23 protein-coding genes are annotated in these 23,018 nt (G+C 68.6%); 17 read left to right on the top strand and 6 right to left on the bottom strand.

Annotated features, from left to right (window positions below):
- Positions 1-152 precede the first annotated feature (152 nt).
- Positions 153-944, bottom strand: coding sequence for an undecaprenyl-diphosphate phosphatase (locus VDQ83_RS13285; RefSeq protein ID WP_263396280.1), 792 nt, complete (start codon positions 942-944; stop codon positions 153-155).
- A 221-nt stretch (positions 945-1,165) separates the two neighbouring features.
- Here VDQ83_RS13285 and glnA point away from each other — a divergent pair, with 221 nt between their 5' ends.
- From glnA to VDQ83_RS13250, 7 genes are all read left to right on the top strand, one after another.
- Entirely contained in the window at positions 1,166-2,575 is a 1,410-nt protein-coding gene (glnA, locus tag VDQ83_RS13280; protein ID WP_263396279.1) for a type I glutamate--ammonia ligase, read from the top strand.
- Between the two features lie 327 nt (positions 2,576-2,902).
- Positions 2,903-3,241, top strand: coding sequence for a P-II family nitrogen regulator (locus VDQ83_RS13275; RefSeq protein WP_039009092.1), 339 nt, complete (start codon positions 2,903-2,905; stop codon positions 3,239-3,241).
- 19 nt (positions 3,242-3,260) lie between these two features.
- Positions 3,261-4,697, top strand: coding sequence for an ammonium transporter (locus VDQ83_RS13270; RefSeq protein WP_263396278.1), 1,437 nt, complete (start codon positions 3,261-3,263; stop codon positions 4,695-4,697).
- 352 nt (positions 4,698-5,049) lie between these two features.
- On the top strand, positions 5,050-6,081 hold the full coding sequence (locus tag VDQ83_RS13265) for a two-component system sensor histidine kinase NtrB (protein WP_455435298.1): 1,032 nt from the start codon (positions 5,050-5,052) through the stop codon (positions 6,079-6,081).
- A gap of 10 nt (positions 6,082-6,091) precedes the next feature.
- A complete protein-coding gene (ntrC, locus tag VDQ83_RS13260) occupies positions 6,092-7,516 on the top strand; it encodes a nitrogen regulation protein NR(I) (protein WP_455435297.1) in 1,425 nt (474 codons plus the stop codon).
- 596 nt (positions 7,517-8,112) lie between these two features.
- Positions 8,113-8,694 carry a superoxide dismutase family protein gene (locus VDQ83_RS13255; protein WP_455435296.1) on the top strand — a complete coding sequence of 194 codons (582 nt, stop codon included), beginning with the start codon at positions 8,113-8,115 and terminating at the stop codon, positions 8,692-8,694.
- Between the two features lie 72 nt (positions 8,695-8,766).
- Positions 8,767-9,429, top strand: a complete 663-nt coding sequence (locus VDQ83_RS13250; protein WP_455435295.1) for a superoxide dismutase family protein — start codon at positions 8,767-8,769, stop codon at positions 9,427-9,429.
- 835 nt (positions 9,430-10,264) lie between these two features.
- Here the strand turns inward: VDQ83_RS13250 and VDQ83_RS13245 are convergent.
- Positions 10,265-11,152 (bottom strand): hypothetical protein, encoded by an 888-nt coding sequence (locus tag VDQ83_RS13245; protein WP_455435294.1) that lies wholly within the window; start codon positions 11,150-11,152, stop codon positions 10,265-10,267.
- A 104-nt stretch (positions 11,153-11,256) separates the two neighbouring features.
- On the opposite strand from VDQ83_RS13245, the gene VDQ83_RS13240 reads away from it, so the two are divergent.
- Together VDQ83_RS13240 and VDQ83_RS13235 are read left to right on the top strand one after the other, a co-directional pair.
- Complete coding sequence (locus tag VDQ83_RS13240) at positions 11,257-12,537, top strand: acetyl-CoA C-acetyltransferase (protein WP_455435293.1); 1,281 nt, start codon at positions 11,257-11,259, stop codon at positions 12,535-12,537.
- A gap of 190 nt (positions 12,538-12,727) precedes the next feature.
- On the top strand, positions 12,728-13,297 hold the full coding sequence (locus VDQ83_RS13235) for a hypothetical protein (protein ID WP_455435292.1): 570 nt from the start codon (positions 12,728-12,730) through the stop codon (positions 13,295-13,297).
- A 145-nt stretch (positions 13,298-13,442) separates the two neighbouring features.
- Here VDQ83_RS13235 and VDQ83_RS13230 read toward each other — a convergent pair whose 3' ends face one another.
- From VDQ83_RS13230 to VDQ83_RS13220, 3 genes are all read right to left on the bottom strand, one after another.
- Entirely contained in the window at positions 13,443-14,708 is a 1,266-nt protein-coding gene (locus VDQ83_RS13230) for a heme biosynthesis HemY N-terminal domain-containing protein (RefSeq protein WP_455435291.1), read from the bottom strand.
- Entirely contained in the window at positions 14,705-15,682 is a 978-nt protein-coding gene (locus VDQ83_RS13225) for a uroporphyrinogen-III C-methyltransferase (RefSeq protein WP_455435290.1), read from the bottom strand. The genes VDQ83_RS13230 and VDQ83_RS13225 overlap by 4 nt, the downstream gene beginning before the upstream one ends.
- 118 nt (positions 15,683-15,800) lie before the next feature.
- Positions 15,801-16,568, bottom strand: a complete 768-nt coding sequence (locus VDQ83_RS13220) for a uroporphyrinogen-III synthase (protein WP_455435289.1) — start codon at positions 16,566-16,568, stop codon at positions 15,801-15,803.
- Positions 16,569-16,611: 43 nt separating this feature from the next.
- Between VDQ83_RS13220 and VDQ83_RS13215 the strand changes: the two genes are divergently transcribed.
- From VDQ83_RS13215 to VDQ83_RS13195, 5 genes are all read left to right on the top strand, one after another.
- Positions 16,612-17,082 carry a YiiD C-terminal domain-containing protein gene (locus VDQ83_RS13215; protein WP_309919444.1) on the top strand — a complete coding sequence of 157 codons (471 nt, stop codon included), beginning with the start codon at positions 16,612-16,614 and terminating at the stop codon, positions 17,080-17,082.
- A 38-nt stretch (positions 17,083-17,120) separates the two neighbouring features.
- Complete coding sequence (locus tag VDQ83_RS13210; RefSeq protein ID WP_455435288.1) at positions 17,121-17,540, top strand: hypothetical protein; 420 nt, start codon at positions 17,121-17,123, stop codon at positions 17,538-17,540.
- A 53-nt stretch (positions 17,541-17,593) separates the two neighbouring features.
- Positions 17,594-18,028 carry a rhodanese-like domain-containing protein gene (locus VDQ83_RS13205; protein ID WP_263396265.1) on the top strand — a complete coding sequence of 145 codons (435 nt, stop codon included), beginning with the start codon at positions 17,594-17,596 and terminating at the stop codon, positions 18,026-18,028.
- An 88-nt stretch (positions 18,029-18,116) separates the two neighbouring features.
- Positions 18,117-18,635, top strand: a complete 519-nt coding sequence (gene secB, locus VDQ83_RS13200; RefSeq protein WP_455435287.1) for a protein-export chaperone SecB — start codon at positions 18,117-18,119, stop codon at positions 18,633-18,635.
- Between the two features lie 18 nt (positions 18,636-18,653).
- Positions 18,654-19,682, top strand: a complete 1,029-nt coding sequence (locus tag VDQ83_RS13195; protein WP_263396263.1) for an NAD(P)H-dependent glycerol-3-phosphate dehydrogenase — start codon at positions 18,654-18,656, stop codon at positions 19,680-19,682.
- 173 nt (positions 19,683-19,855) lie between these two features.
- Here VDQ83_RS13195 and VDQ83_RS13190 read toward each other — a convergent pair whose 3' ends face one another.
- Positions 19,856-20,428, bottom strand: coding sequence for an OmpO family porin (locus VDQ83_RS13190; RefSeq protein ID WP_263396262.1), 573 nt, complete (start codon positions 20,426-20,428; stop codon positions 19,856-19,858).
- Between the two features lie 327 nt (positions 20,429-20,755).
- Between VDQ83_RS13190 and VDQ83_RS13185 the strand changes: the two genes are divergently transcribed.
- From VDQ83_RS13185 to VDQ83_RS13175, 3 genes are all read left to right on the top strand, one after another.
- Entirely contained in the window at positions 20,756-21,409 is a 654-nt protein-coding gene (locus VDQ83_RS13185) for an RHS repeat-associated core domain-containing protein (RefSeq protein ID WP_455435286.1), read from the top strand.
- A gap of 121 nt (positions 21,410-21,530) precedes the next feature.
- On the top strand, positions 21,531-22,118 hold the full coding sequence (locus tag VDQ83_RS13180) for a hypothetical protein (protein ID WP_455435285.1): 588 nt from the start codon (positions 21,531-21,533) through the stop codon (positions 22,116-22,118).
- 446 nt (positions 22,119-22,564) lie between these two features.
- Complete coding sequence (locus VDQ83_RS13175; protein WP_455435284.1) at positions 22,565-22,933, top strand: hypothetical protein; 369 nt, start codon at positions 22,565-22,567, stop codon at positions 22,931-22,933.
- Positions 22,934-23,018 lie beyond the last annotated feature (85 nt).

Genomic DNA, 23,018 nt, shown 5'->3' with positions numbered 1-23,018 from the left:
AAGGAACAGCCTGGCCCCTCTCCCCTCGGGAGAGGGGTTGGGGTGAGGGTCCGGCGCGAAGCGTCTCGTGGAGTTTGAGTGCACGAGGCTGCGCCCATACCCTCATCCGGCCCTGCGGGCCACCTTCTCCCGGTGGGAGAAGGGGACAGCCCTCAGGCCGCCGGCAACCACAGCAGCAGCGCCGCGCCCAGCACGATGCGGTACACCGCGAAGGCGGTGAAGCGGTGCGACTTGATGTAGCCCAGCAGCCACTTCACCACGACGAAGCCGGTCGCCACCGCGGCGGCGAAGGCGATGGCCACGTCGCCCCAGTCCTCGCTGCCGATCGCGCCGTCCTTGTACAGCTCCAGGAACGAATAGCCGCTGGCCGCGAACATGGTCGGGATGCCGACCAGGAACGCGAAGTCGGCCGCGGCCGAGCGCTTGCTCAGGCCCAGCAGCATCGCCAGGAAGATCGTCGCGGCCGAGCGCGAGGTGCCGGGGAACACGCCGGCCAGCACCTGCGCCAGGCCCACCGCGATGGCCACCTTCCAGGTCACCAGTTCGCGCTCGGGCATGCGTGCGGCGAAATGCTCGGCCACCAGCATCCAAACGCCGCCGATCACCAGCGCCCAGGCCACCGGCTGCACGGTTTCCGGCAGCTGCCAGCCGGCCTTGCGCACCGCCAGGCCGACCACCGCGGTGACCAGGAACGCGGTGCCCAGCTTGAGCACGTAGTCGCGGTTGGCACGGTCGCCGAGCCCGGTGGCCAGCGTCCACAGCCGCTGCCGGAACACCAGGGTCGTGGCCAGGATCGCGCCGGCCTGGATCACGATGTTGAAGAAGTCGGAACGGCGGCCCAGCCATTGCTCGGCGATCAGCAGGTGGCCGGTGCTGGAGATCGGCAGGAACTCGGTCAGGCCTTCGATGATGCCCAGCAGCAGGGCGGAGAACATGTCGCTCATGGGGGAAGTTCGGCTCGTGGGGGAGGGGAGCCGGGCAAGGATAGAGCATTGATTGATGCACCATTTAAGTGCGTCAAACAGTCAATGCACACATTTGGTGCGCGATCACCGCCCTGTTGGCGTGCGCCCTTCACCAAAATCAAGGACTTGTGAATCCGTCACAGTTGGCACGGCGATTGCTGTCACTGGGCCAAGTCATTCACCAACCCGAGGTTTCATCGATGTCTGCGGAAAATATTGAGAAGCTGGTCAAGGACAACAAGGTCGAGTTCGTCGACCTGCGGTTCGTCGATATGCGCGGCGTGCAGCAGCACGTGACCTTCCCCGTGAGCATCATCGAGCCGGCGCTGTTCGAAGAAGGCAAGATGTTCGACGGCAGCTCGATCTCGGGTTGGAAGGGCATCAACGAGTCGGACATGGTCCTGCTGCCCGACGCCGACACCGCATTCATCGATCCGTTCATGGCCGATCCGACCCTGGTCCTGACCTGCGACATCCTCGACCCGGCCACCATGCAGAGCTACGACCGCGACCCGCGCGGCGTGGCCAAGCGCGCCGAGGCCTACCTGAAGTCCAGCGGCATCGCCGACCAGGCGTTCTTCGGCCCGGAGCCGGAATTCTTCATCTTCGACGGCGTGCGTTTCGGCAACGAGATGGGCCACACCTTCTTCAAGATCGATTCGGAAGAAGCGGCCTGGAGCAGCGGCAGCAAGATCGAAGGCGGCAACAGCGGCTACCGTCCGGCGGTCAAGGGCGGCTACTTCCCGGTGCCGCCGACCGACTCGCTGCAGGACCTGCGCGCGGAAATGTGCAAGACCCTGGAGCAGGTCGGCATCGAGGTCGAGGTGCACCACCACGAGGTGGCCACCGCCGGCCAGTGCGAGATCGGCACCAAGTTCAACTCGTTGGTGAAGAAGGCCGACGAGCTGATGATGATGAAGTACATCATCAAGAACGTGGCCTACCGCAACGGCAAGACCGCGACCTTCATGCCCAAGCCGATCGTCGGCGACAACGGCTCGGGCATGCACGTGCACCAGTCGCTGGCCAAGGGCGGCACCAATCTGTTCTCCGGCGACGGCTACGGCGGCCTGTCGCAGATGGCGCTGTGGTACATCGGCGGCATCTTCAAGCACGCCAAGGCGATCAACGCCTTCACCAACTCCGGCACCAACAGCTACAAGCGCCTGGTCCCGGGCTTCGAGGCGCCGGTGATGCTGGCCTATTCGGCGCGCAACCGCTCGGCCTCGTGCCGCATTCCGTGGGTGTCCAACCCGAAGGCGCGCCGCATCGAGATCCGCTTCCCGGATCCGCTGCAGTCCGGCTACCTGACCTTCGCCGCGCTGATGATGGCCGGCCTGGACGGCATCAAGAACCAGATCGACCCGGGCGCGCCCAGCGACAAGGACCTGTACGACCTGCCGCCGGAAGAAGAGAAGCAGATCCCGCAGGTGTGCTCCAGCCTCGACCAGGCGCTGGAAGCGCTCGACGCCGACCGCGAGTTCCTCAAGGCCGGCGGCGTGTTCAGCGACGACTTCATCGACGGCTACATCGCGCTGAAGATGCAGGAAGTGACCAAGTTCCGCGCCGCAACGCACCCGCTGGAATACCAGCTGTACTACGCCAACTGAGTTCCACGCGCGGCGATGGCGAAGGTTACCCCTCCCTCCTTCGTCATCGCCGCCACCTACTCGGCTGGGGAGCCGTGCCGGTGGTCCGCGCCAGAAGCAGTCGCAACAGCCGGTTTTCCGGGGGATGCACCACGAAAGACAGCGCTTGCGTGCCGTGGGCCACGCTCCCTCCCACGTCGCCGTTGCCGTCGCACTCTCGTGCGCCGCGCCACGGCGTGATCCGCGGGACGCACCGCGCAGCAGGACGGCGCCGTTCGCGGCGCCGATGACATGCAAACCGCCGGCCGGGGTTCGGCAGCCGGCTCCTTCCACCAACGGGGTATGCGCATGAAACTGATCACCGCCATCATCCGGCCGTTCAAGCTCGACGAGGTCCGCGAGGCCTTGTCACAGGCGGGCGTGTCCGGCATCACCGTCACCGAGGTCAAGGGCTTCGGCCGGCAGAAGGGACACACCGAGCTGTATCGCGGTGCCGAGTACGTCGTCGACTTCCTGCCCAAGATCAAGATCGAGACCGTGGTGACCGACGAGCGCCTGGAGGCCGTGGTCGAGGCGATCCAGACCGCCGCCGGGACCGGCAAGATCGGCGACGGCAAGATCTTCGTCACCGCGATCGAACAGGTCATCCGGATCCGCACCGGCGAGATCGGCGCAGATGCGCTCTAACCCCACCCTGGAGCCGTTCATGAAGACAGGTCTTTTTTCCGGGTGGAAGGCCCGGTTCTACGCGGTATGCATGCTGATGCTGTTCAGCGCGATGGCCATCGGCGTGCCGGGCACGGCCTTCGCCCAGGCCGAAGTGACGCCGGTGCCGACGCCGGACGTGGTCACCGAACAACTGACGCCGCCGGCGCCGCCGGCCGCCGCGGCCGCGCCTGCCGAAGCGGCGCCGACCGTGGACAAGGGCGACGTGGCCTGGATGCTGACCTCCACGCTGCTGGTGCTGCTGATGGTGGTGCCGGGCCTGGCGCTGTTCTACGGCGGCATGGTGCGCGCCAAGAACGTGCTGTCGGTGCTGATCCAGGTCGCGGTGGTGTTCTCGCTGATCGCGGTGCTGTGGGTGGTCTACGGCTACAGCCTGGCGTTCTCCGGCGAAGGCCCGTGGATCGGCAACCTCGACAAGGCGCTGCTGAAGGGCGTGACGATCGAAACGCTTGCAGCCACCTTCACCAAGGGCGTGAGCCTGCCGGAGTACGTGTTCGTCGTCTTCCAGCTGACCTTCGCCGGCATCACCGGCGCGCTGATCGTCGGCGCCTTCGCCGAGCGGGTGAAGTTCGGCGCGGTGCTGCTGTTCTCGGTGATCTGGTTCACCTTCGGCTACCTGCCGCTGGCGCACATGGTCTGGGCCACCGGCGGCTACCTGTTCGACAAGGGCGCGCTGGACTTCGCCGGCGGCACGGTGGTGCACATCAACGCCGGTATCGCCGGCCTGGTCGGCGCCTACTTCGTCGGCAAGCGCACCGGCTTCGGCCGCGAGGCGATCAAGCCGCACAACGTGACCCTGACCTTCGTCGGTGCCTCGCTGCTGTGGGTGGGCTGGTTCGGCTTCAACGCCGGCTCCAACCTGGAAGCCAATGCCGGTGCGGCGCTGGCCTTCCTCAACACGCTGCTGGCCACCGCCGCGGCGATCCTGGGCTGGTCGCTGACCGAGAAGATCATCAAGGGCAAGTCCTCGGCGCTGGGCGTGGCCTCGGGCATGGTCGCCGGCCTGGTCGGCATCACCCCGGCCTGCGGTACCGTCGGCCCGTTCGGCGCGATCGCCATCGGCCTGGCCGCCGGCGTGCTGTGCGTGTGGGGCGTCACCGGCCTCAAGCGCCTGCTCGGCGCCGACGACAGCCTGGACGTGTTCGGCGTGCATGGCCTGGGCGGCATCATCGGCGCGATCCTGACCGGCGTGTTCTCCGCCGCCTCGCTGGGCGGCCAGAAGGGCGGCGACTACAGCATCGGCCATCAGGTGCTGATCCAGGCCGAAGGCGTGCTGATCACCCTGGTGTGGATCGGCGTGGTGTCGGTGGTCGGCTTCCTGGTCGCCAAGCTGGTGTTCGGTCTGCGCGTGCCGGAAGAAGCCGAGCGCGAGGGCCTGGACATCACCTCGCACGGCGAGTCCGCGTACGAGTCCTGAGCAAGACCGGCCCGCGACCACGCGTCGCGGGCCGCTGCGGCAATCCGCCTGCGACCGGTCGCGACCGGTCCTGGCGGCCAGAGGCCATCGCCGGCGCTCCATGGGGCGGAACGACGGCAGTTCTTCCAGCGATCGAGGTATTCCGCGTGGCCGCTAGCCTCGCCAGACCCCCACTCATTTCTTTCCCCGTTGCCCGCGGCGCCACGTGCCCGCCTGCGGCGACGGCGGCGACGGCAGCGACAGGCACCGCCTCGGCGGCGGCCCGCGTCGCCGGCCGGTTCCGGCCGGTGCCCCGGACTGCCGGGCGTTCAGCGCCTTCCGGCCGCCTTTGCACTACATTGGTGCAATGTCCATGACCGCGCCTCCACCTCCGATCGACGTGCTCGGCACCCCGGTGGTCTGGGCCGACGCCGACGGCCGCCTGCTCGGCGCCAATCCGGCCTTCGCGCGCTGGCTCGGGGTCAGCGTGCGGCGCCTGCTCGACCAGCCGCTGGCCTCGCTGGAAGTGCAGGGCGACGCGCTGGCGCGGTTCCTGCGCAACGACGAGCGCGACGTGCTGCGCCTGCACCGCATGGCGCTGGCCATTCCCGGCGAGACCCCGCGCTTCGCCGAAGGCTGGCTGGCACGGATGGACGACGGTGGCTGGCTGCTGGAAGCGCACCCGGTCGACGAATTTCCCACCCTGGACCCGGCCCAGGCGCTGCCCAATGCGCTGGGCGCGGCGCTCAAGGGCCTGGCCCACGAATTGCGCAATCCGCTGGCCGGGCTCAAGGGTGCCGCGCAGCTGCTGGCGCGGCGCGCGCAGCACCGCGACGAGGACGAACGCGAACTGATCGAGCTGATCGGCGCGGAGATCGAGCGCCTCAACAGCCTGCTCGACCAGCTGCTGTCGCCGGCGCCGGCGCGGCCGCACGCCATGCTCAACATCCACGCGGTGCTGGAACGGGTGCTGCGCCTGGCCGAGAACGAGGGCGGCTGGTCGGTGCGCCTGCAGCGCGACTACGACCCCAGCATCCCCGAATTCCTCGGCGACGCCGACCGCCTGACCCAGGCGGTGTGGAACCTGGTCCGCAACGCGATCCAGGCCGGTGCCGCGCAGGTCACCCTGCGCACCCGTGTCGAGCACGCCCAGCGCATCCGCGACCGCGTGCATGCGCGCGGCGTGCGCCTGGAGATCGTCGACGACGGCCGCGGCGTGCCTGAAGAACTGGCCGAGCACCTGTTCCTGCCGCTGGTCAGCGGCCGCGCCGAAGGCAGCGGCCTGGGCCTGGCGCTGGCGCAGCAGGTGGCGCGCGAGCACACCGGTTCGCTGACCTTCCGCTCCCGCCCCGGGCATACCGTCTTCACCCTGCTGCTGCCGCAGGCCGCAGCGGACCCCGAATAGGAGCAGTCCGATGACCGAATCCCTGGAAGGATCGCAACGCATCTGGGTGGTCGACGACGACCGCTCGGTCCGCTTCGTGCTGTCCACCGCATTGCGCGACGCCGGCTACAGCGTGGACGGCTTCGACAGCGCCGCCTCGGCGCTGCAGGCGCTGGCGCAGCGGCCGCTGCCGGACCTGCTGTTCACCGACGTGCGCATGCCCGGCGACGACGGCCTGGTGCTGCTGGACAAGCTCAAGGCCGCGCACCCGCAGCTGCCGGTGATCGTGATGTCGGCCTATACCGACGTGGCCAGCACCGCCGGCGCGTTCCGCGGCGGCGCGCACGAGTTCCTGTCCAAGCCGTTCGACCTGGACGACGCGGTGGCGCTGGCCGCGCGCGCGTTGCCGGAGGCCGGCGGCGTGGCCGAGGCCGCGCTGCCGGTCCCCAGCCAGGGCAGCGCCGAACTGATCGGCGACACCCCGGCGATGCGCGCGCTGTTCCGCGCCATCGGCCGCCTGGCGCAGGCGCCGCTGTCGGTGCTGATCAACGGCGAGACCGGCACCGGCAAGGAACTGGTCGCGCACGCGCTGCACACCGAGTCGCCGCGCGCGCGCAAGCCGTTCGTCGCGCTCAACACCGCGGCGATCCCGGCCGAATTGCTCGAGAGCGAACTGTTCGGCCACGAGGCCGGCGCCTTCACCGGCGCGCAGCGGCGCCATATCGGCCGCTTCGAACAGGCCGACGGCGGCACCCTGTTCCTCGACGAGATCGGCGACATGCCGCTGCCGCTGCAGACCCGGCTGCTGCGCGTGCTGGCCGAGAACGAATTCTTCCGCGTCGGCGGCCGCGAGCTGATCCGGGTCGACGTACGGGTGATCGCCGCCACCCACCAGGACCTGGAAGCGCTGGTCGAACAGGGCCGTTTCCGCGCCGACCTGCTGCACCGGCTGGACGTGGTGCGGCTGCAGCTGCCGCCACTGCGCGAACGCCGCGCCGACGTGCCGCAGCTGGCCGAGAACTTCCTGGCGATGGCCGCGCGCAAGCTCGACACCCCGCCCAAGCGGCTGTCGCCAGCGGCGCTGGACGCGCTGCGCGGCTATGCCTGGCCGGGCAACGTGCGCGAACTGGAGAACGTATGCTGGCGGCTGGCCGCGCTGGCGCCGGCCGAGGTCATCGACGCGCACGACGTGGACAGCGCCCTGCTGCGCGGCAGCCGCCGCGAGCGCAGCGGCGAGGGCGGCGAATGGGATGCGCAGTTGTCGGCCTGGGCGCAGCAGCGCCTGGCCGACGGCGCCGAAGGCCTGCATGCCGAAGCGCGCGACCGCTTCGACAAGGCGCTGCTGGAAGTGGCCCTGCGCTTCACCCAGGGCCGCCGCGCCGAGGCCGCCGCGCGCCTGGGCGTGGGCCGCAACACGGTGACCCGCAAGCTTGGCCCGGGCCGACGCCGGCGCTGAACTGATCGGGACTCGGGACTGGGGACTCGGAAGGCAAGATGCTTGCTCTGATCGCGCCATACACCTGCAGCGGCCACCGCCATGCTTTGCCGGTCCTGAGTTTCGTGACCGGAAAAAGTGTAATGCCCAGCTGTGATCGCTCCGTAGGCCTGTGAGCCGACAGCTGCCACGTTCTGCTGTTTCCGAGTTCCGAATCCCGCGCAAGCCCAGGCCGGCGTCGATGCTGAGCTGCGTCCGGCTGGGGGCTGTCGGGGGTCTTGCCCTGCGCGCGCGCCTGCACCGAGCGTGCCAGGTTCTCGATCTGGCCGCCGCCGTCGTTGTAAATGTGGATTCGGAAAGCTGCCCTTGTTCTATCGCTCCGCACCTCGTGCACCGGCAACCGCCACGCTCTGCCGGTAAGTCACGCGACCGAAAAGCGCGATGCCTTGGCTCTGATCGCTCCGCAGCCTTGCGAACCCACAGTTGCCGCGCTCTGCTGTTCCGAGTCCCGAGTCCCGGCACGCATGCAGCCCCGGTTAGACTTGCCGCGAAAGCAGCCTTCATGAGCTATGAACGGCCGCACCTCTAGTTTCCGCTGCACACAGGAGCCAATGTCGATGCGTCACAAGTTGCATGCCATCGTGGGAAGCGCGTTGCTGATACTGGCCGGCTGCAGCAGTACGCCGCCCGCACCGCCGGCGCCGCCACCGCCGAAGGCGCCGCCGCTGCCGACCAGCGGCACCGCGCAGCAGGCGCAGGCCGTGCTCGCGCCGGCTTCGGGCAGCCTGGTCAGCGGCAAGCTGTCGCTGGTGGCGGCGCCGGGCGGGGTGCGCATCACCGGCACGCTCGGCGGCCTGCAGCCGAACCACCCGTTCGCGTTCCACGTGCACGAGCGCGGGGATTGCAGCGCGGCCGACGCCAGCAGCGCCGGCGGCCATTTCAATCCGCTCGGCGGCCCGCACGGCCGCGCCGGCAGCGGCCCGCACCATGCTGGCGACATGGACAACCTCGGCGCCAACGCCGACGGCGTCGCCCAAGTCGACGTGTTGTTGCATGGCGTGGTGCTCGGCGGCGGCGCGCCCAACGACATCGCCGGCCGCGCGCTGGTCGCGCACGCCGATGCCGACGATTACCGCAGTCAACCTGCCGGCAACGCCGGCGCGCGCGTGGCCTGCGGCGTGATCCGCGTGCTGCGCTGATCGCACATCCGCCCGGGGCCTGGCTCCGCGGCGAACGTCCGCCTTGCGCGGCCCCTTCAAGGAGAACCTTCCATGCGTACCCTTCCCACCGCCCTGTTCCTGGCCACCACCCTCGCGCTCGGCGCCTGCAAGCGCGAAGCGCCCGCAACCGACGCGCCGGCCGCGGCGACGCCGCCGGCCGCCACCCCGGCACCCGTCGCGGAACCTGCGCCTGCCGCCAGCGCGCAGGCCGCCGCAAGCGCCGCGCTGAGCCCGACCCAGGGCAACCAAGTGGCCGGCGAGGTCAGCTTCAACGTGGTCAACGGCGCCGTGCACGTCACCGGCACCATCACCGGGCTCAAGCCCAACAGCGAGCACGGCTTCCACATCCACGAGTTCGGCGACTGCAGCGCGCCCGACGGCAGCAGCGCCGGTGGCCACTTCAACCCGGCCAAGTCCGAGCACGGCCAGGTCAGTGCCGACCCGCACCACGGCGGCGACATGCCGAACCTGAAGGCCGACGCCGAGGGCAAGGCCACGATCGACGCGCCGGTGTCCAACAACGTCAACATCGGCAAGGGCGACGGCTTCGACATCCTCAACCACGCGGTGATCGTCCACGCCGACCCGGACGACTACAAGACCCAGCCCACCGGCAACGCCGGCGGCCGCCTGGCCTGCGGCGTGATCAAGGGCAACGCGAACGCGGCGGCCCCGGCCCCGTCTGGCGCACCGGCAGCGCCTGCCGCGCAGTAAGCGCACGCAAATCGCCGCACGCCCGTGGAAGCGGGCGTGCGGCGACAGCGGGTTGCGAAGCCGGCAAGACGGCGGCTTCGGAACGGTGCTGGGTCGCAATCCTCCCGTCACCAACCCAGCGACACGCCGCACCTATGTGGGAGCGACTTCAGTCGCGACGAGCGAGCCAAAAGCTCAGCGGCTCCGGCGCCGCAGGCTTTCTGTAGGAGCGGCTTCAGCCGCGACAGACGAAGTCAGCAAGCGCCCGGCCCGGAACGAGTAGCGCGACGCAAGTCGCAAACGCCTTATGAAAGCGGGCGATCGACGGCGGCGAATTGCGAAGCGGGCAAGCGTCCTTCGCAACCGGTGGCGGCCGCAGTCCTCCCGTCACCAACCCGGCGGACGCCGCACCTCTGTGGGAGCGACTTCAGTCGCGACGAGCGGAACCAAGGCGTTCAGCGGCTCCAGCGCCCTAGGCTTTCTGTAGGAGCGGCTTCAGCCGCGACAGAGGAAGCCAGCAAGCGGCCGGCCCGGGAACGAGTAGTAGCGCGACGCAAGTCGCAAACGTATATGGAAGCGGGCGATCGGCGTCAGCGGGCTGCGACCCAGGCAAGGCATCCGGCTCCGTAACCGGCGGCGATCGCAGTCCTTCCGTCACCAACCCGGCGGACGCTGCACCTCTGTGGGAGCGACTTCGGTCGCGACGAGCAGAACCGAGACGCTTCAGCGGCTCCGGCGCCCTAGCTTTCTGTAGGAGCAGCTTCAGCCGCGACAAACGGAGCCGGCACGCCGCAGATCATGAATCACCGAGGACGCCATTGCCGGTCAGGCCACGCCTGCCGACCAAGCGCACACCTCACGCCGCCAGCAGCGCCTGCTTCGCGTCCTGCCCGGCCTCGCAATGCACGTACAGCACCGGCAGGCCGTGCGCTTCCAACACCGCGGCCAGCTGCCGCTGCCGGGCCAGGTAGTGTTCGTAGACCCGTTGCAGGCGTTCGCAGTCCTGGCGATCCTGCGCGTAGTGCGCGCACCAGCTGGCCGGGTCGAACAGGGCCATGCGCACTTCGCCGCCGCGGTAGCGCAGCAGCGGCTCGGGCGGGCTCGCCAGCCATTCTTCCTGGTCCGGCGCCAGCAATGCGGTCTCGATCAACGGCCACAGCGGCGCCAGGCCCTGGTTGTCGTACTGCATCGACATCATCGCGGCCAGGTCGTTGACCGTCAGGTAGCGTGCGTGCTCGATCTGCGCGCCGAACGCCTGCTGCGCCAGCAACGCGGTGTCCGGCTGCGCCATGCCCTGCGCCAGCAGCACGTCTTCCAGCGCCTCGGCGACCGGCTGCAGCGTCTGCGCCGGTCCGCTGAGCAGGAATGGCACCACCCGCAGCGCACCGCCGAGCAGCGCCGCGTCGGCCTGGAACGGCAGCGGCACGGTGCCGTCGGCATCGGCGCCGAACGCCAGCAGTCGCGGGCCGGTCTCGCGACCGGGGGCGCGCGCGCGCAGCTCGTCCAGGCGCCGGTGCATCGGCCAGCCCGGGCGCAGCACCTCGGCCGGGTCGAAATGCGCGCCGGCCAGGCTCAGCTCCAGGTCGCGCACCGCCGGCACCAGTTGCGCCAGGTCGCGGCCGACCTTCTCGGCCAGTTCCGCGGCCAGCGCGTGCGGCAGCGCGGCGTGGGCCGGGGCGAGCCCGGCGGACAGTTCCAGGGCGATCACGCCGTGGGCATTGATGCTGGCAATGGCTTGGCTCATGGCTTGGCGGTTGGCCCATCGCGGGCGCAAAGCTACACTCGCTTCATTATGCCTGCGCTAACGTGCAGGTCATGTCCCCGACTCTCCTCGCGCGAGGTAATCCCATGCCAGCAGCCCGTCCCGTCGCCATTCTCGGCGGCGTCCGTATTCCGTTTTGCCGCCAGAACACGGCATACGCGGATGTCGGGAACCTCGGCATGTCGGTACGGACGCTGGGTGCGCTGGTCGAGCGCTACGGCCTGCACGGGCAGCAGCTGGGCGAGGTGGCGATGGGGGCGGTGATCAAGCACTCCAGCGACTGGAACCTGGGCCGCGAAGCCGCGCTGTCCTCCGGCCTGTCGCCGCTCACGCCTGGCATCACCCTGCAGCGCGCCTGCGGCACCAGCCTGGACAGCATCATCACCGTGGCCAACAAGATCGCGCTGGGGCAGATCGAGTCGGGCATCGGCGGCGGCTCGGACACCACCTCCGAGGTGCCGATCGTCTATGGCAAGAAGCTGCGCGCGCGGCTGCTGGCGGCCAACCGCGCCAAGACCACCGGCGACAAGATCCGCGCGCTGACCCGCAGCTTCAAGTTCGCCGAACTCAAGCCCGAGTTCCCCGGCGTGGCCGAACCGCGCACCGGCAAGAGCATGGGCGACCACTGCGAGGACATGGCCAAGCAGTGGAACATCGCGCGCGACTCGCAGGACGCCTGGGCGGTGTCCTCGCACCACAAGCTGGCGGCGGCCTACGAGCGCGGCTTCTTCGCCGACCTGATCGCCCCGTTCCGCGGCGTGGAGCGCGACAACATCCTGCGCGCCGACACCTCGCTGGAGAAGCTGGCCACGCTGAAGCCGGCGTTCGACAAGACCAGCGGCCGCGGCACCCTGACCGCCGCCAACTCCACCCCGCTGACCGACGGCGCCGCCGCGGTGCTGCTGGCCTCGGAGGAATGGGCGCAGGCGCATGGCCACGTGCCGATGGCCTATCTGCGCGATGCGCAGGTCGCGGCGGTTGACTTCGTGCATGGCGAAGGCCTGCTGATGGCGCCGACCATTGCCGTGCCGGACATGCTCAAGCGCCACGGCCTGAGCCTGCAGGACTTCGACATCTACGAGATCCACGAGGCCTTCGCCGCGCAGGTGCTGTGCACGCTGCGCGCCTGGGAGAGCGAGGACTACTGCCGCAACCGGCTCGGGCTGGACGCGCCGCTGGGCCAGATCGACCCGGCCAAGATCAATCCGCTGGGCTCGTCGCTGGCCACCGGCCACCCGTTCGCCGCGACCGGCGCGCGCATCGTCGCCACCGTCGCCAAGCAGTTGCAGGAACGCGGCGGCGGCCGTGCGCTGATCTCGATCTGCACCGCCGGCGGCATGGGCGTGGTGGCGATCGTCGAGCGCTGAGCGCGACGATCCTGCGCGCCCGCCCAGGCGCGCCGGGCGCGGGTTGCGTGCATGCTGCCGCCCCGCGCCGATGCGAAGATCCCTACTGTCTTCCGAGATGGCCCCGCTTAGCGCTGTGCCGCCGTCGCGGTACCATGCCGCCGGTTCGCCTGCATGACGTGGGCGAGACGGCGCGCAGGGGGCGCATGCCATGACACAGCAGGACAGCTTCAATCCGTACCAGGCGCCCGACGCCGCCATCCAGGCCGCGGCCATGCCGCCGCTGCCCGGACAGACGCTGTGGCGCGACGGCGACGATCTGCTGTGCCTGCGCGATACGCCGTTCCCGGCGCACTGCGTGAAGTGCGGCGTGGCGCTGCGCAACGACGAGCTGAAGAAGCGCACGTTCTACTGGCATGCGCCGGGCTGGTACGTGCTGATCGTGGTGAGCGTGCTGATCTACGCGATCGCGGCGTTGATCGCGCGCAAGCGCAGCAGCCATGTGCTCGGGCTGTGCGCGGCGCATCGGCGCCGGCGCAACGGGTTCGTGCTGCTCACCGCCGCTGCGTTCGTCGCCGGGCCGCTGCTGGGCGTCGCCATCGGCGACGACGCCGGGATCTGGCTGGGCGCGGGCCTGTTCCTGGTCATGCTGATCGCCGGCATGGTCGGCGCGCGCATCCTGGTGCCGCGGCGCATGGACGAGCGCTATGCGCGCTACAAGGGCGTGGCGCCGGCGTTCCTGGCGCGACTGCCGACGCTGCCGAGCGCGTTGCGGGGCTGAGCCGGGCGATTCGCCGGCGTACCTGACGGGGAATTCGCGCCGTTCTCCGGTGTTGCTCTCAGGGCCTGCAACGCGCCGATAGGCCCGCGGCGCCGGTCGTCCACCGGCCAGCAGCGGTGAAAGGCCGGTCTGGTTGCCGCTTGCCTCACTCCTGCAGGCGCGGAAAACCGTGGTCGTCGCGGCGTTCGGTAGCGGCCGGATCCGGATCGATCGGCAGCACGGGCGCGGGGCCGGGCAGCGACTCGACGGGCTCGCCGCGCTGCACGCGCAGTGCATTGGCGTAGCAGCGCTGGGCCATCGGCATGTCCCCGGCCTCGGCGTAGCCATCGCCGAACGCTTCCCAGGCCTCGGCACCGGCGCCCAGCGCCAGCGCGCGATGCAGGAACTCCTCCGACTGCGGCCACTGCTGCTGGTGACGGGCCAGCCGTGCCAGGGTCAGCAGCAGGCCCGGGCTGTCCGGATGGCTCTGCAGCCAGCGCTGCGCGCTGGCGCGGCGCGAATCGTATTTCTCCACCGGCAGGCGCCCGTACAGCGCGGCCAGACCTTCGTCCCAGCGCGTCTCCAGCGCCTGTTCCACGCTGCGCAGCGCGGCATCGTCCCAGTGCAGCGCGGCGGCGCGGGTCGCGTAGGCCGCGACCACGGGCGGCTCGCTGCGCAGCGACTTGGGCAGGCTTTCCCAGCGCGCGGCCAGCTCGTTGGCGTCGGCCGCCTGCTGCAGCGACGCCGCGGCCAGCCGCGCCTCCAGCGCGCCGACCGCCTCCAGCGGCAAGGCCTGCTGCTGGCGGATCGCGCCGAGCTGCCCGTAGGCCTCGCCGGCGCGGCCGATGCTGGCCAGCGCCTCGGTGCGCAGCAGCAGCCCGCGCGGCGGCAACGGCTGCGCCGCGGCCACGTCCAGCGCGTTGATCGCTTCGACCGGACGCTGCTGGGCCAGGTGGCGCTCGGCCTGCAGCAGCGCGTACGCGCTCGCGTCGCGCTCGGCCAGGCGCTGCAGGTAACGGTTGGCCGCCTCCGCGTCGGCGCGCGCATCGGCCGCACGCACCGCCGCGACCAGGGCGACGGCGCTGACCTCCGGATCCTCCGCGGCGGCGGCGAGCTGCTTGTCGGCGCGCGTCCATTGGCCGTTGTGCAGCGCGGTCAGGCCCTCGATCAGGCGCACGCGCGACTGCTTGCGGCGATGCCGGCCCCAGGCGCGGAACGGGAAGCTGAGCAGGTTCCACAGCAGCAACAGCGCCAGGAAGGCGATCACCAGCAGCAGTGCCGCCTGCGGCAACGGCGAGATGTAGTCGTTGCCGCCGGCGCGCACGATCACTTCGCCGAGGTCGCCCAGCTTGTCCTGGGCCAGCCATTGCGCACCGATCACGCCCAGGGCGATCACGACCAGCAGCACGATCACGGAACGTAGCGATTTCATGGTTGGCTCCTTGCGTCGCGCATGCCGCGCAACTGCTGCAGGGTGGTGCCCAGCTCGGGAATGGCCGGGCGCAGGGCGGCGTTGCGCAGGGTCTGCAGGGTCGCGCGGCGTTCGCGCAACGGTGCCGAATCGGGCCACAGGCGTTGCAACCAGGTGCCGGCGCGGGCCAGCGCGCTGCGGTAGCCGCGCGCATCGCCACGTTCCACTGCGGCGCGGGCCAGGCTCAGGTCCAGGTGCAGCGCGTCGCGCGCGGCGACCCGTTCCGAGTGCGCGGCCAGCACCCCGCCCTGCGCGGGGCGGATCTTGACCAGCGGCGACAGCAGCCGCTGCCACAGCGGCGCCTGCGCGCGTTCGGGCAACTGCGTCGGCAGCGCGTCCAGGCTGTCGGCGAAGGCGTCCAGCTGCGCCGACAGGCGCGCCTGCGGCCCGTCGCCGAGCGCGTCCAGCGCAGTGCGTTCCTGCAGCAGCACCTGGCGCAGGTTGAGATAGCGCGGATCGTCCACGTCTTCCAGCACGCCGCTGGCCAGCGCATAGGCACGGCGCGCGCCTTGCGCATCGCCCGCCACGTACAGGCGCTGCTGGCCCTGGCTCAGCAGCAGTTCCACCTCGTCCAGGCGCAGCGCCTGCGCGCCATGCCGATTGGAATCGGCGAGCTTGGCCACGTTGTCCTCGAGCAGCGCGCTGCGCTGGCTCAGGCCGAGCATCTCGTCGCGCAGCACGCGGTTGGTGCTGGCCGCGTCCTGCACCCGCTGCACGGTGGCGCGCTGATCGCGGCGCAGCGTTTCCAGGTTCTGCTGCAGGGCCTGCAGCTGCAGCTGGATCTCCGATTGCTCGGCCAGCACGCGCGCGTTGCGCGCCTGCCACCATTCCCAGCCGCGCCAGCCGGCCAGCGCCAGCGCGGCCAGCATGGCCAGCACCAGCAGCAGCCAGATCCAGCGCGTGGAGCGGCGAGGCGTGGACGGGATTTCGGTCATCGGCAGCAATCCTTGTCGGCCTGCGTTCCGTCGCGACGATGGCGACGGCCGGACGCGCGGCACCGCGGGAGCATGGCGTGAGCGGCACCGCGGCCGCAAGCCGGCGGGCGGCGCGCGTTCAGCGAGATGGCGAGCGCGTCATGGCCGCGGCGGCGGCCGTGGCCAGTTGCTGCGGCAGCGGGCCAGCCGCGCGGGCGACGTCGGCGAAGCCGAGGTCGGCGGCCTGCGCGGCCAGCCGCGCGCTGGCCGCGACCAGCGGCTGCGCACGCCAGGCCGCGACCACGTCGCCAGGAAGCTGCGGCAGCACCAGCTGCAATGCCTCGCCGCTGCTCAACGCCAGCACGCCCGGCGCCGCGCTGCGCAGTCGCGCGATGCATGCCGCGGACACCGGCAACGGCAGCCGGCGGTAGACATCGGCCCGATGCAGCACGGTGCCGCGCGCCTGCAACTGCGCGGCGATCAGGCCGCGACCGCCGGGCGCGGTGACCAGGCCGACGGCACCGTCGACGGCGGCCAGTTGCGGCAGCGCGAGCAGGCCGTCGCTGTCCATCTGCGCCGGTGTGGCGACTTCGGCGATGCCATGGCGCTGCAGCGCGCGCGCCGTCCCGGCGCCCACCGCCAGCCAGCATTGCCCGGGCCGCGCCGCCAGCGGCTGCAGCGCCGCGGCCGCGCGCACCGCGGCGGGGCTGCTGAAGATCACCCGCGGCGCGGCCAGCGCCAGCGCCAGCGCCGCGCGCGCGGCATCGTCGACACAGGCCTGCAGCCGCCATGGCGACACCGCCAGCAGCCGCGCGCCGACCCGCGCCGCGGCACGCCGCAGCGTCGCGTGCTCGCCCTGCGGGCGCAGCGAGATCAGGGTCCAGGCCGCGGTTGCATATGCGCTCATGCCAGGCATTATGCGAGCCCCCACCGGCAGCACAAATCGCACCATGGCAGCGGATCTTCCTTTCGATGCGTTCCTGCAGCAGTTGCAGCGGCAGTTCGACGCGATGCCGCCGGTGGCGGCGCTGCAGGTCGCGCTGCAGGGCTACGCCGCGCAGCGGCTACAGCTGACCGCGCCGCTGGCGGCCAACATCAACGACAAGGGCAACGCCTTCGGCGGCAGCCTCGGCTCGGTGATGACCCTGGCCGGCTGGGCGCTGGTCAACGTCGAACTGCATCGCGCCGGTCTGCAGGCCGACGTCTACGTCGCCGACACCCAGGTGCGCTACCTGGCGCCGCTGTACGCCGACCTGCACGCGCAGGCCAGCGCCGATGCGGACGCCGACTGGGGCGCGTTCGTGCAGACCTTCCGCCAGCGCGGCCGCGCCCGGATCGGCATCCAGGCGCAGGTCGGGCCGGCCGATGCCGCCGCCGCGGCGACCCTGAGCGGACGCTTCGTCGCCATCGCGAAAGGGTAGGATGCGCGCAACCGCTCGCGCCTATCCGGGGATCCGCCATGCACTCGATGTTCCGCGCCCTGGCGCTGTTGCTGGTGCTCGGCTTCGCCGCCACCGCCCTGGCCGGCAGCCGCAGCCAGCAGAACAAGCTCGACAACCTGCAGACCGCGTACGGCGCGGCAATCCGCTGGAGCGAGTTCGAGTCGGCGTGGGAAGTGGTGGATCCGGCCTACCGGCAGGCGCATCCGCTGACCGACCTGCAGCTGGAACGCTACCGCCAGGTGCAGGTGTCCTCCTACAAGGTCGGCCGGGTCGGCGCGCAGGACGGCGACGTGGTGCGCGACATCGAACTGGGCGTGATCAACCGCAATACCCAGGCCGAGCGCATCGTGCGCTACCGCGAACGCTGGCGCTGGGATGCGCAGGCCAAGACCTGGTGGCTGCTGGACGGCCTGCCGGACTTGTGGAACGGCCAGTAGCGCCGCCGGCCAGCTGTGCGACAATCGGCGCCCGCTTCCAGCCCCCTATTCCCGTGAACTTCGAAGAACTGCTGGCCTTCGCCGGCCGCAACCCGATGCTGGCCCTGGCCCTGGTCGGCCTGACCATCGCACTGATCGTCACCGAAATCATGCGCCTGTTCCGCGGCTTCAAGACGCTGCGCCCGGCCGAACTGACCCTGCTGATCAACGCCGGCAACGCGGTGCTGGTCGACCTGTCGGCCGCGGCCGATTTCGAGAAGGGCCACATCGCCGGCAGCCGCAACGCCACGCCGAGCCAGTTCGGCCCCGAGCACAAGCTGGTGGCCAACGCCAAGTCCTCGCCGGTGGTGCTGGTGTGCCGCACCGGCAACACGGCCGATGCCGCCGCCAAGCAGCTGAAGAAGGCCGGCTTCGAGCAGGTCTACGTGCTCGACGGCGGCATCGCCGCCTGGCAGCAGGCCGATCTGCCGCTGGTCAAGGGCCGCTGATCGCGCTTCCCGGCCCGGCGCCGAGCGCCGCGGCCGGCATGTGATAATCCCGATTCTTTCTGTTCCCTGAATCCACCGGAGTCAACAAATGTCCGACGTCATCAACAACGGCGCCGCGGCGCCGGCCGAAGCTGCGGCTGGCCCCGCTTTCACCATCGAGAAGATCTACGTCAAGGACGTTTCCTTCGAGTCGCCGAACGCGCCGGCGGTGTTCAACGACAACGTGCAGCCGGAGCTGCAGCTCAACCTCAACCAGCGCGTGCAGCGCCTGAACGAGCAGGCCTTCGAAGTCGTGCTCGCGGTGACCCTGACCTGCACCGCCGCCGGCAAGACCGCGTATGTGGCCGAAGTGCAGCAGGCCGGCGTGTTCGGCCTGGTCGGCCTGGACCCGCAGGCGGTGGACGTGCTGCTCGGCACGCAGTGCCCGAACATCCTGTTCCCGTACGTGCGCTCGCTGGTCAGCGACCTGATCCAGGCCGGCGGCTTCCCGCCGTTCTTCCTGCAGCCGATCAACTTCGAGGCGCTGTACGCCGAGACCCTGCGCCAGCGCGCGCAGCAGGGCGAGGGCCAGTCGCTGGCCGACTCGGAGCCGGCCGGCAACGCCTGAGCGCGTCCGCCGTCGCACATGGGCGATAACGCCGCGAAGAAGAAGATCGCCGTCCTCGGCGCCGGTTCCTGGGGCACCGCCCTGGCCGCGCTCGTCGCCCGGCACGGTTTCCCGACCGTGCTGTGGGGCCGCGATGCGGTCATCGCCGAGGCGATCGGGCAGCGCCACGAGAACCCGCGCTACCTGCCGCAGATCCCGCTGCCGGCGTCGCTGCAGGCCACCACCGACCTGGCGGCGGCCGTGCACGGCGCCGACTGGATCCTGGTGGTGGTGCCGTCGCACGCCTTCACCGAAACCTTGCACCAGCTGGCGCCGCTGCGCCCGCCGCAGGCCGGCGTGGCCTGGGCGACCAAGGGCTTCGAGCCCGGTTCCGGGCGCTTCCTGCACGAAGTCGCGCAGCAGATCCTGGGCGAGGACGTGCCGCTGGCAGTGGTGACCGGGCCCTCGTTCGCCAAGGAAGTGGCGCTGGATCTGCCGACCGCGGTGACCGTGCACGGCGATGCCGCGTTCGCGCAGCAGGTCGCCGATGCGATGCACGGCCCCACCTTCCGCGCCTACACCGGCGACGACATGGTCGGCGCCGAGCTGGGCGGGGCGATGAAGAACGTGCTGGCGGTGGCCACCGGCGTGGCCGACGGCATGGAGCTGGGCCTGAACGCCCGCGCCGGCCTGATCACCCGCGGACTCAACGAGATGCTGCGGCTGGCCGCGGCGATCGGCGGCAAGCCGGAAACGCTGATGGGCCTGGCCGGGCTCGGCGACCTGGTGCTGACCTGCACCGGCGACCTGTCGCGCAACCGGCGCCTGGGCCTGGCACTGGGCCGCGGGCAGACCCTGCAGGACGCGGTGCGCGCGATCGGCCAGGTGGTCGAGTCGGTGCAGACCGCCGACGAGGTGATGCGCCAGGCCGAACGCCACGGCATCGACCTGCCGATCTCCAACGCGGTGCGCGCGGTCCTGCACGGCGAACTGACCCCGGCGGTCGGCCTGCAGCAGTTGCTGGCCCGCGAGCAGAAGCCCGAGTACCCGACCACGCTGTTCAGCTGATCGTGTGCCGTTCCAGAGACGAAAAAGCCCGGCTTCGGCCGGGCTTTTTTTTGGTCTCTGCGGCTGCGTCGATCTGCGCGGCGCACAAAAAAAGAAGCCCGGTCCTGGGACCGGGCTTCGAACCGCGCGCAGCGGGAGAGAGAGACGCTGCGCGCAGTGCTACGCGGTGCTGCTTACCAGCTGAAACGCGGGCCGACGAACCATTCCTTGTCGCCGTCGCGGTTCATCTTCAGGTCGGCGCTCAGGCCCCAGTTCTGGTTGAGCTTGGCCTGCGCACCGAGGCGGCCGTAGAACTCGCCGTCCGGGTTGATGCCGTCCTTCTTGGTGTAGTCCTCGTAACCGCCCAGCGCATACACCTCGAGGTACGGGTTGAACGCGGTGCGGATGCCGACTTCGGCGCTGTAGCCGTTGAACTTGGTGCCGAACTCCGGATCGAAGCGGTTGTAGGCCACGCGGGTCACCAGGTCGGTGCTGGTCGAGATCTCGTGGTTGTAGCCGGCGCCGATGCGCCACTGGTCGACGTCGACGTCGCCGAAATCGGTCTTCTGGCGGTTGAAGTCGCCGAACACGCTGAAGTTCGGGTTGATCGCGTAGGAGCCCTTGATGGCCCAGCCATCCGCGTCGCCACCGTCGGCGTCGGTCTTGATGTAACCGCCTTCGACGTAGTTGTAGGACAGGCCTTCGGCCGCAGAGGCAGCGAACGGCAGGGTGGCCAGGAGGCCAAGAGCGAGCAGAGAGGTCTTCATGATCGGGATACCCTTGTTATTGGTTTAGTCGGCGCTGAGGCGTGGGGCCGTTCGCTGCCGATATGTAAATTATCCGTTAGCCACCCGAACTTGCCCTGAATATCAAACTGACCAGTACATAAATTAAACGGCGTGTTCAGGAACTTGTGCGCACAGCGCTAGGGCGAACACCATAGTTCGGTCAGGTTTGGACGAACTATGGTGTTCGCCCCCCTGCCAAACTATGGTGTCCAGCGAAATCAGCGCCCCAGCGGCCAGCCATTGTTAGGGTCAGATCTCGCTCACCGAGACACACTTCAGCGAGGAAGTGATTTCCAGGGGGAGCTGATGGTCAGTCTGCTTCTGACCCAAAGCGGACTTTCGCTGCCTCGCTCCCATATACGCGTTCCCTTCAAGGAGTCAACTGCCCCCGATGCAATATATCCAGTGCGAACAGACCATCTGGGCAGGCCGGAGTTTGCGACAGATGGTTCGGCACAGGTTGTATGGAAGGCCTACAACTATGCCTACGGGCGTAGCGTCACCCAGGACCAGACGGGTGGCATCAGGCTGGGCCTGCATGGGCAGTATTTCGACTCCGAATCGGGACTCTGGTACAACGGCTATCGAGACTATGATCCAGTCATCGGCCGGTATCTGCAGAGTGATCCACTGGGCCTTGCGGGGGGGGGGATGAATACGTATGACTATGTGTCGGGAAATCCAATTTCATTCGTTGATCCGCTTGGGTTAACGCAGTGCGACATCGATGCTGCATTTGCCTTCGCGAAGAAGATGAATCCAGATATCAAGTTTGGAGCGGGCGCCCCAAAGGCCGACATACCACGCGACGGTGTTGAGGGGAAGGCGGAACTGCGGGGAGGTGACGGATACATCCACCTCAACGAAAGGTACTTAAATGTGCTTGATTGGAGCGGTGTCTATAACTTGCTCGACACCATGATTCACGAAGGACTGCACTTTACTCGTCCGATAGGATAGGGTTGCAAGAGATGTCAAACAACTACGACCACCGATACATTAGCCCTGAGGCAACTCGGCGAGCGCGTGAGCAGGTCTACGACTTCAACAACGAGCGGAAGTCGCAGTGCGGGTGTGACCAATGATCTCGCTAGCTAGGATCCCGTTACTGGTTCTCCTTGCGGCCTCTTGCTCAACTCAAGGGAGCGTCAAGGCGAGTGAGATTCATGAATGCATCATCGTAGATGACGCAGAAATTGTGGCGTCGCCCCCTAGCGGGTTGAACGAACTCGAGTCGAATCTGTGGGCAGCGAATAGCGGTCACCAGCTCCGGTCCGGCTCAAGCTCTGTTCTGTCCTTAAGAATATTCTCTGAGAAGGACGGCGTTGCTGACTCGCAATACTTTACAAAGATAACGGGGTTTCTAAGTGACGGCGGGACGCTGGGGGCAAAAAAGCTTGAGCACGGCTATTTTTCTAGTGGTTGGTCTGGCTTTGCGTACAAAGCCGACTTCTGGGCGTCCGACGAAATATCAGTGGACATAAATCCGCTACCTGGGCGTGAAGGGCTCGTTGAGGTTGTCGGCCTAGTTAGTGCGGAAAATTCCTACAGGCGGGAGAAGAAGGAGTTTGAACTTCATTTCACCTGCAAGCTATCCAGGCGCGCGTTGACAGAGCTAAGTCCGTGGCAAGGCGGTGCTGGCGATATCTGGAGTTCTTTTTACCCGTAGGCAAGGTCGAGTACCTGATTCTCCAGAATCTACTTTGCTTTTGGAGTGTTGGGATGGGAGCATTCCTGCTCACGTTCTATATGAATGCCCTGATAAGGGTTGTAGCCAAAAAAACAGGGTTGCCAAAATCAACGGATGCCTTTAATGCTGGAATTTTGGCGTACAACGACGTTCTGTGGCGGTGCAGGGCTGTCGTTAGGAATATTGCTCTTGGCTCTCGCAATCCTTGCTTTCTTCCCAGCTTATAGAAAAGCGCGATAGATTGGGTGTTAGAGCCCGTTTTCTGATGCCTATGTCTATATGGGAGGGAATCCGATCTTATGCAGCAAAGGTCATGCGGATGGATCAGCCGACGGACATCGCTTCGAGGATCCCGCAAATGCGTTTGCCAAGAGCCATGCCGACACGATCAAGGAATGCCTGAAGCAGGCCGAGGAGTGCAAAACATGAAGATGGCGCTGCCAGTTCTCTTGGGGGCCTTGATAACTACGGGATGCACTACTTTCGGCGGCGACATGATCATTCGGGTGTCCGGATCTGTGCCAGTGTCCGGGCTAGCGGATAACGATAAATCGAGCGAGCCTTGCCAGCTTGGCATGATCTCCGCTGAGGCCGGAGAGCAGTCGCCCATACGGGACGTTCCGGCTGACTTCTCTACTACCATGATGGTTGTTGCTGGCCCGAAGCCGAAACCCTATTACTTCGTGGCCGAATGTGGCGAGGGCCGCAAATTTCGCTCGGATGAGGTCACCATCAGTAGTCGCGGCTCGTACAGCAGGAATTTCGATTTGGGAACGCTTGTCGAGGAACCGTAGGGTGGGTCTTGACCCGCGGAGTTGTATGGAAGGCCTACAACTACCACTAAGGGCGCCACCGCTAGGCTGACGATGTGCCGCCCGG

It is taken from the genome of Xanthomonas sp. WHRI 7945 (genome assembly GCF_035026585.1).
The sequence above is the reverse complement of the archived record's forward strand: the minus strand, read 5'-3'. Positions and strand labels throughout refer to the sequence as shown.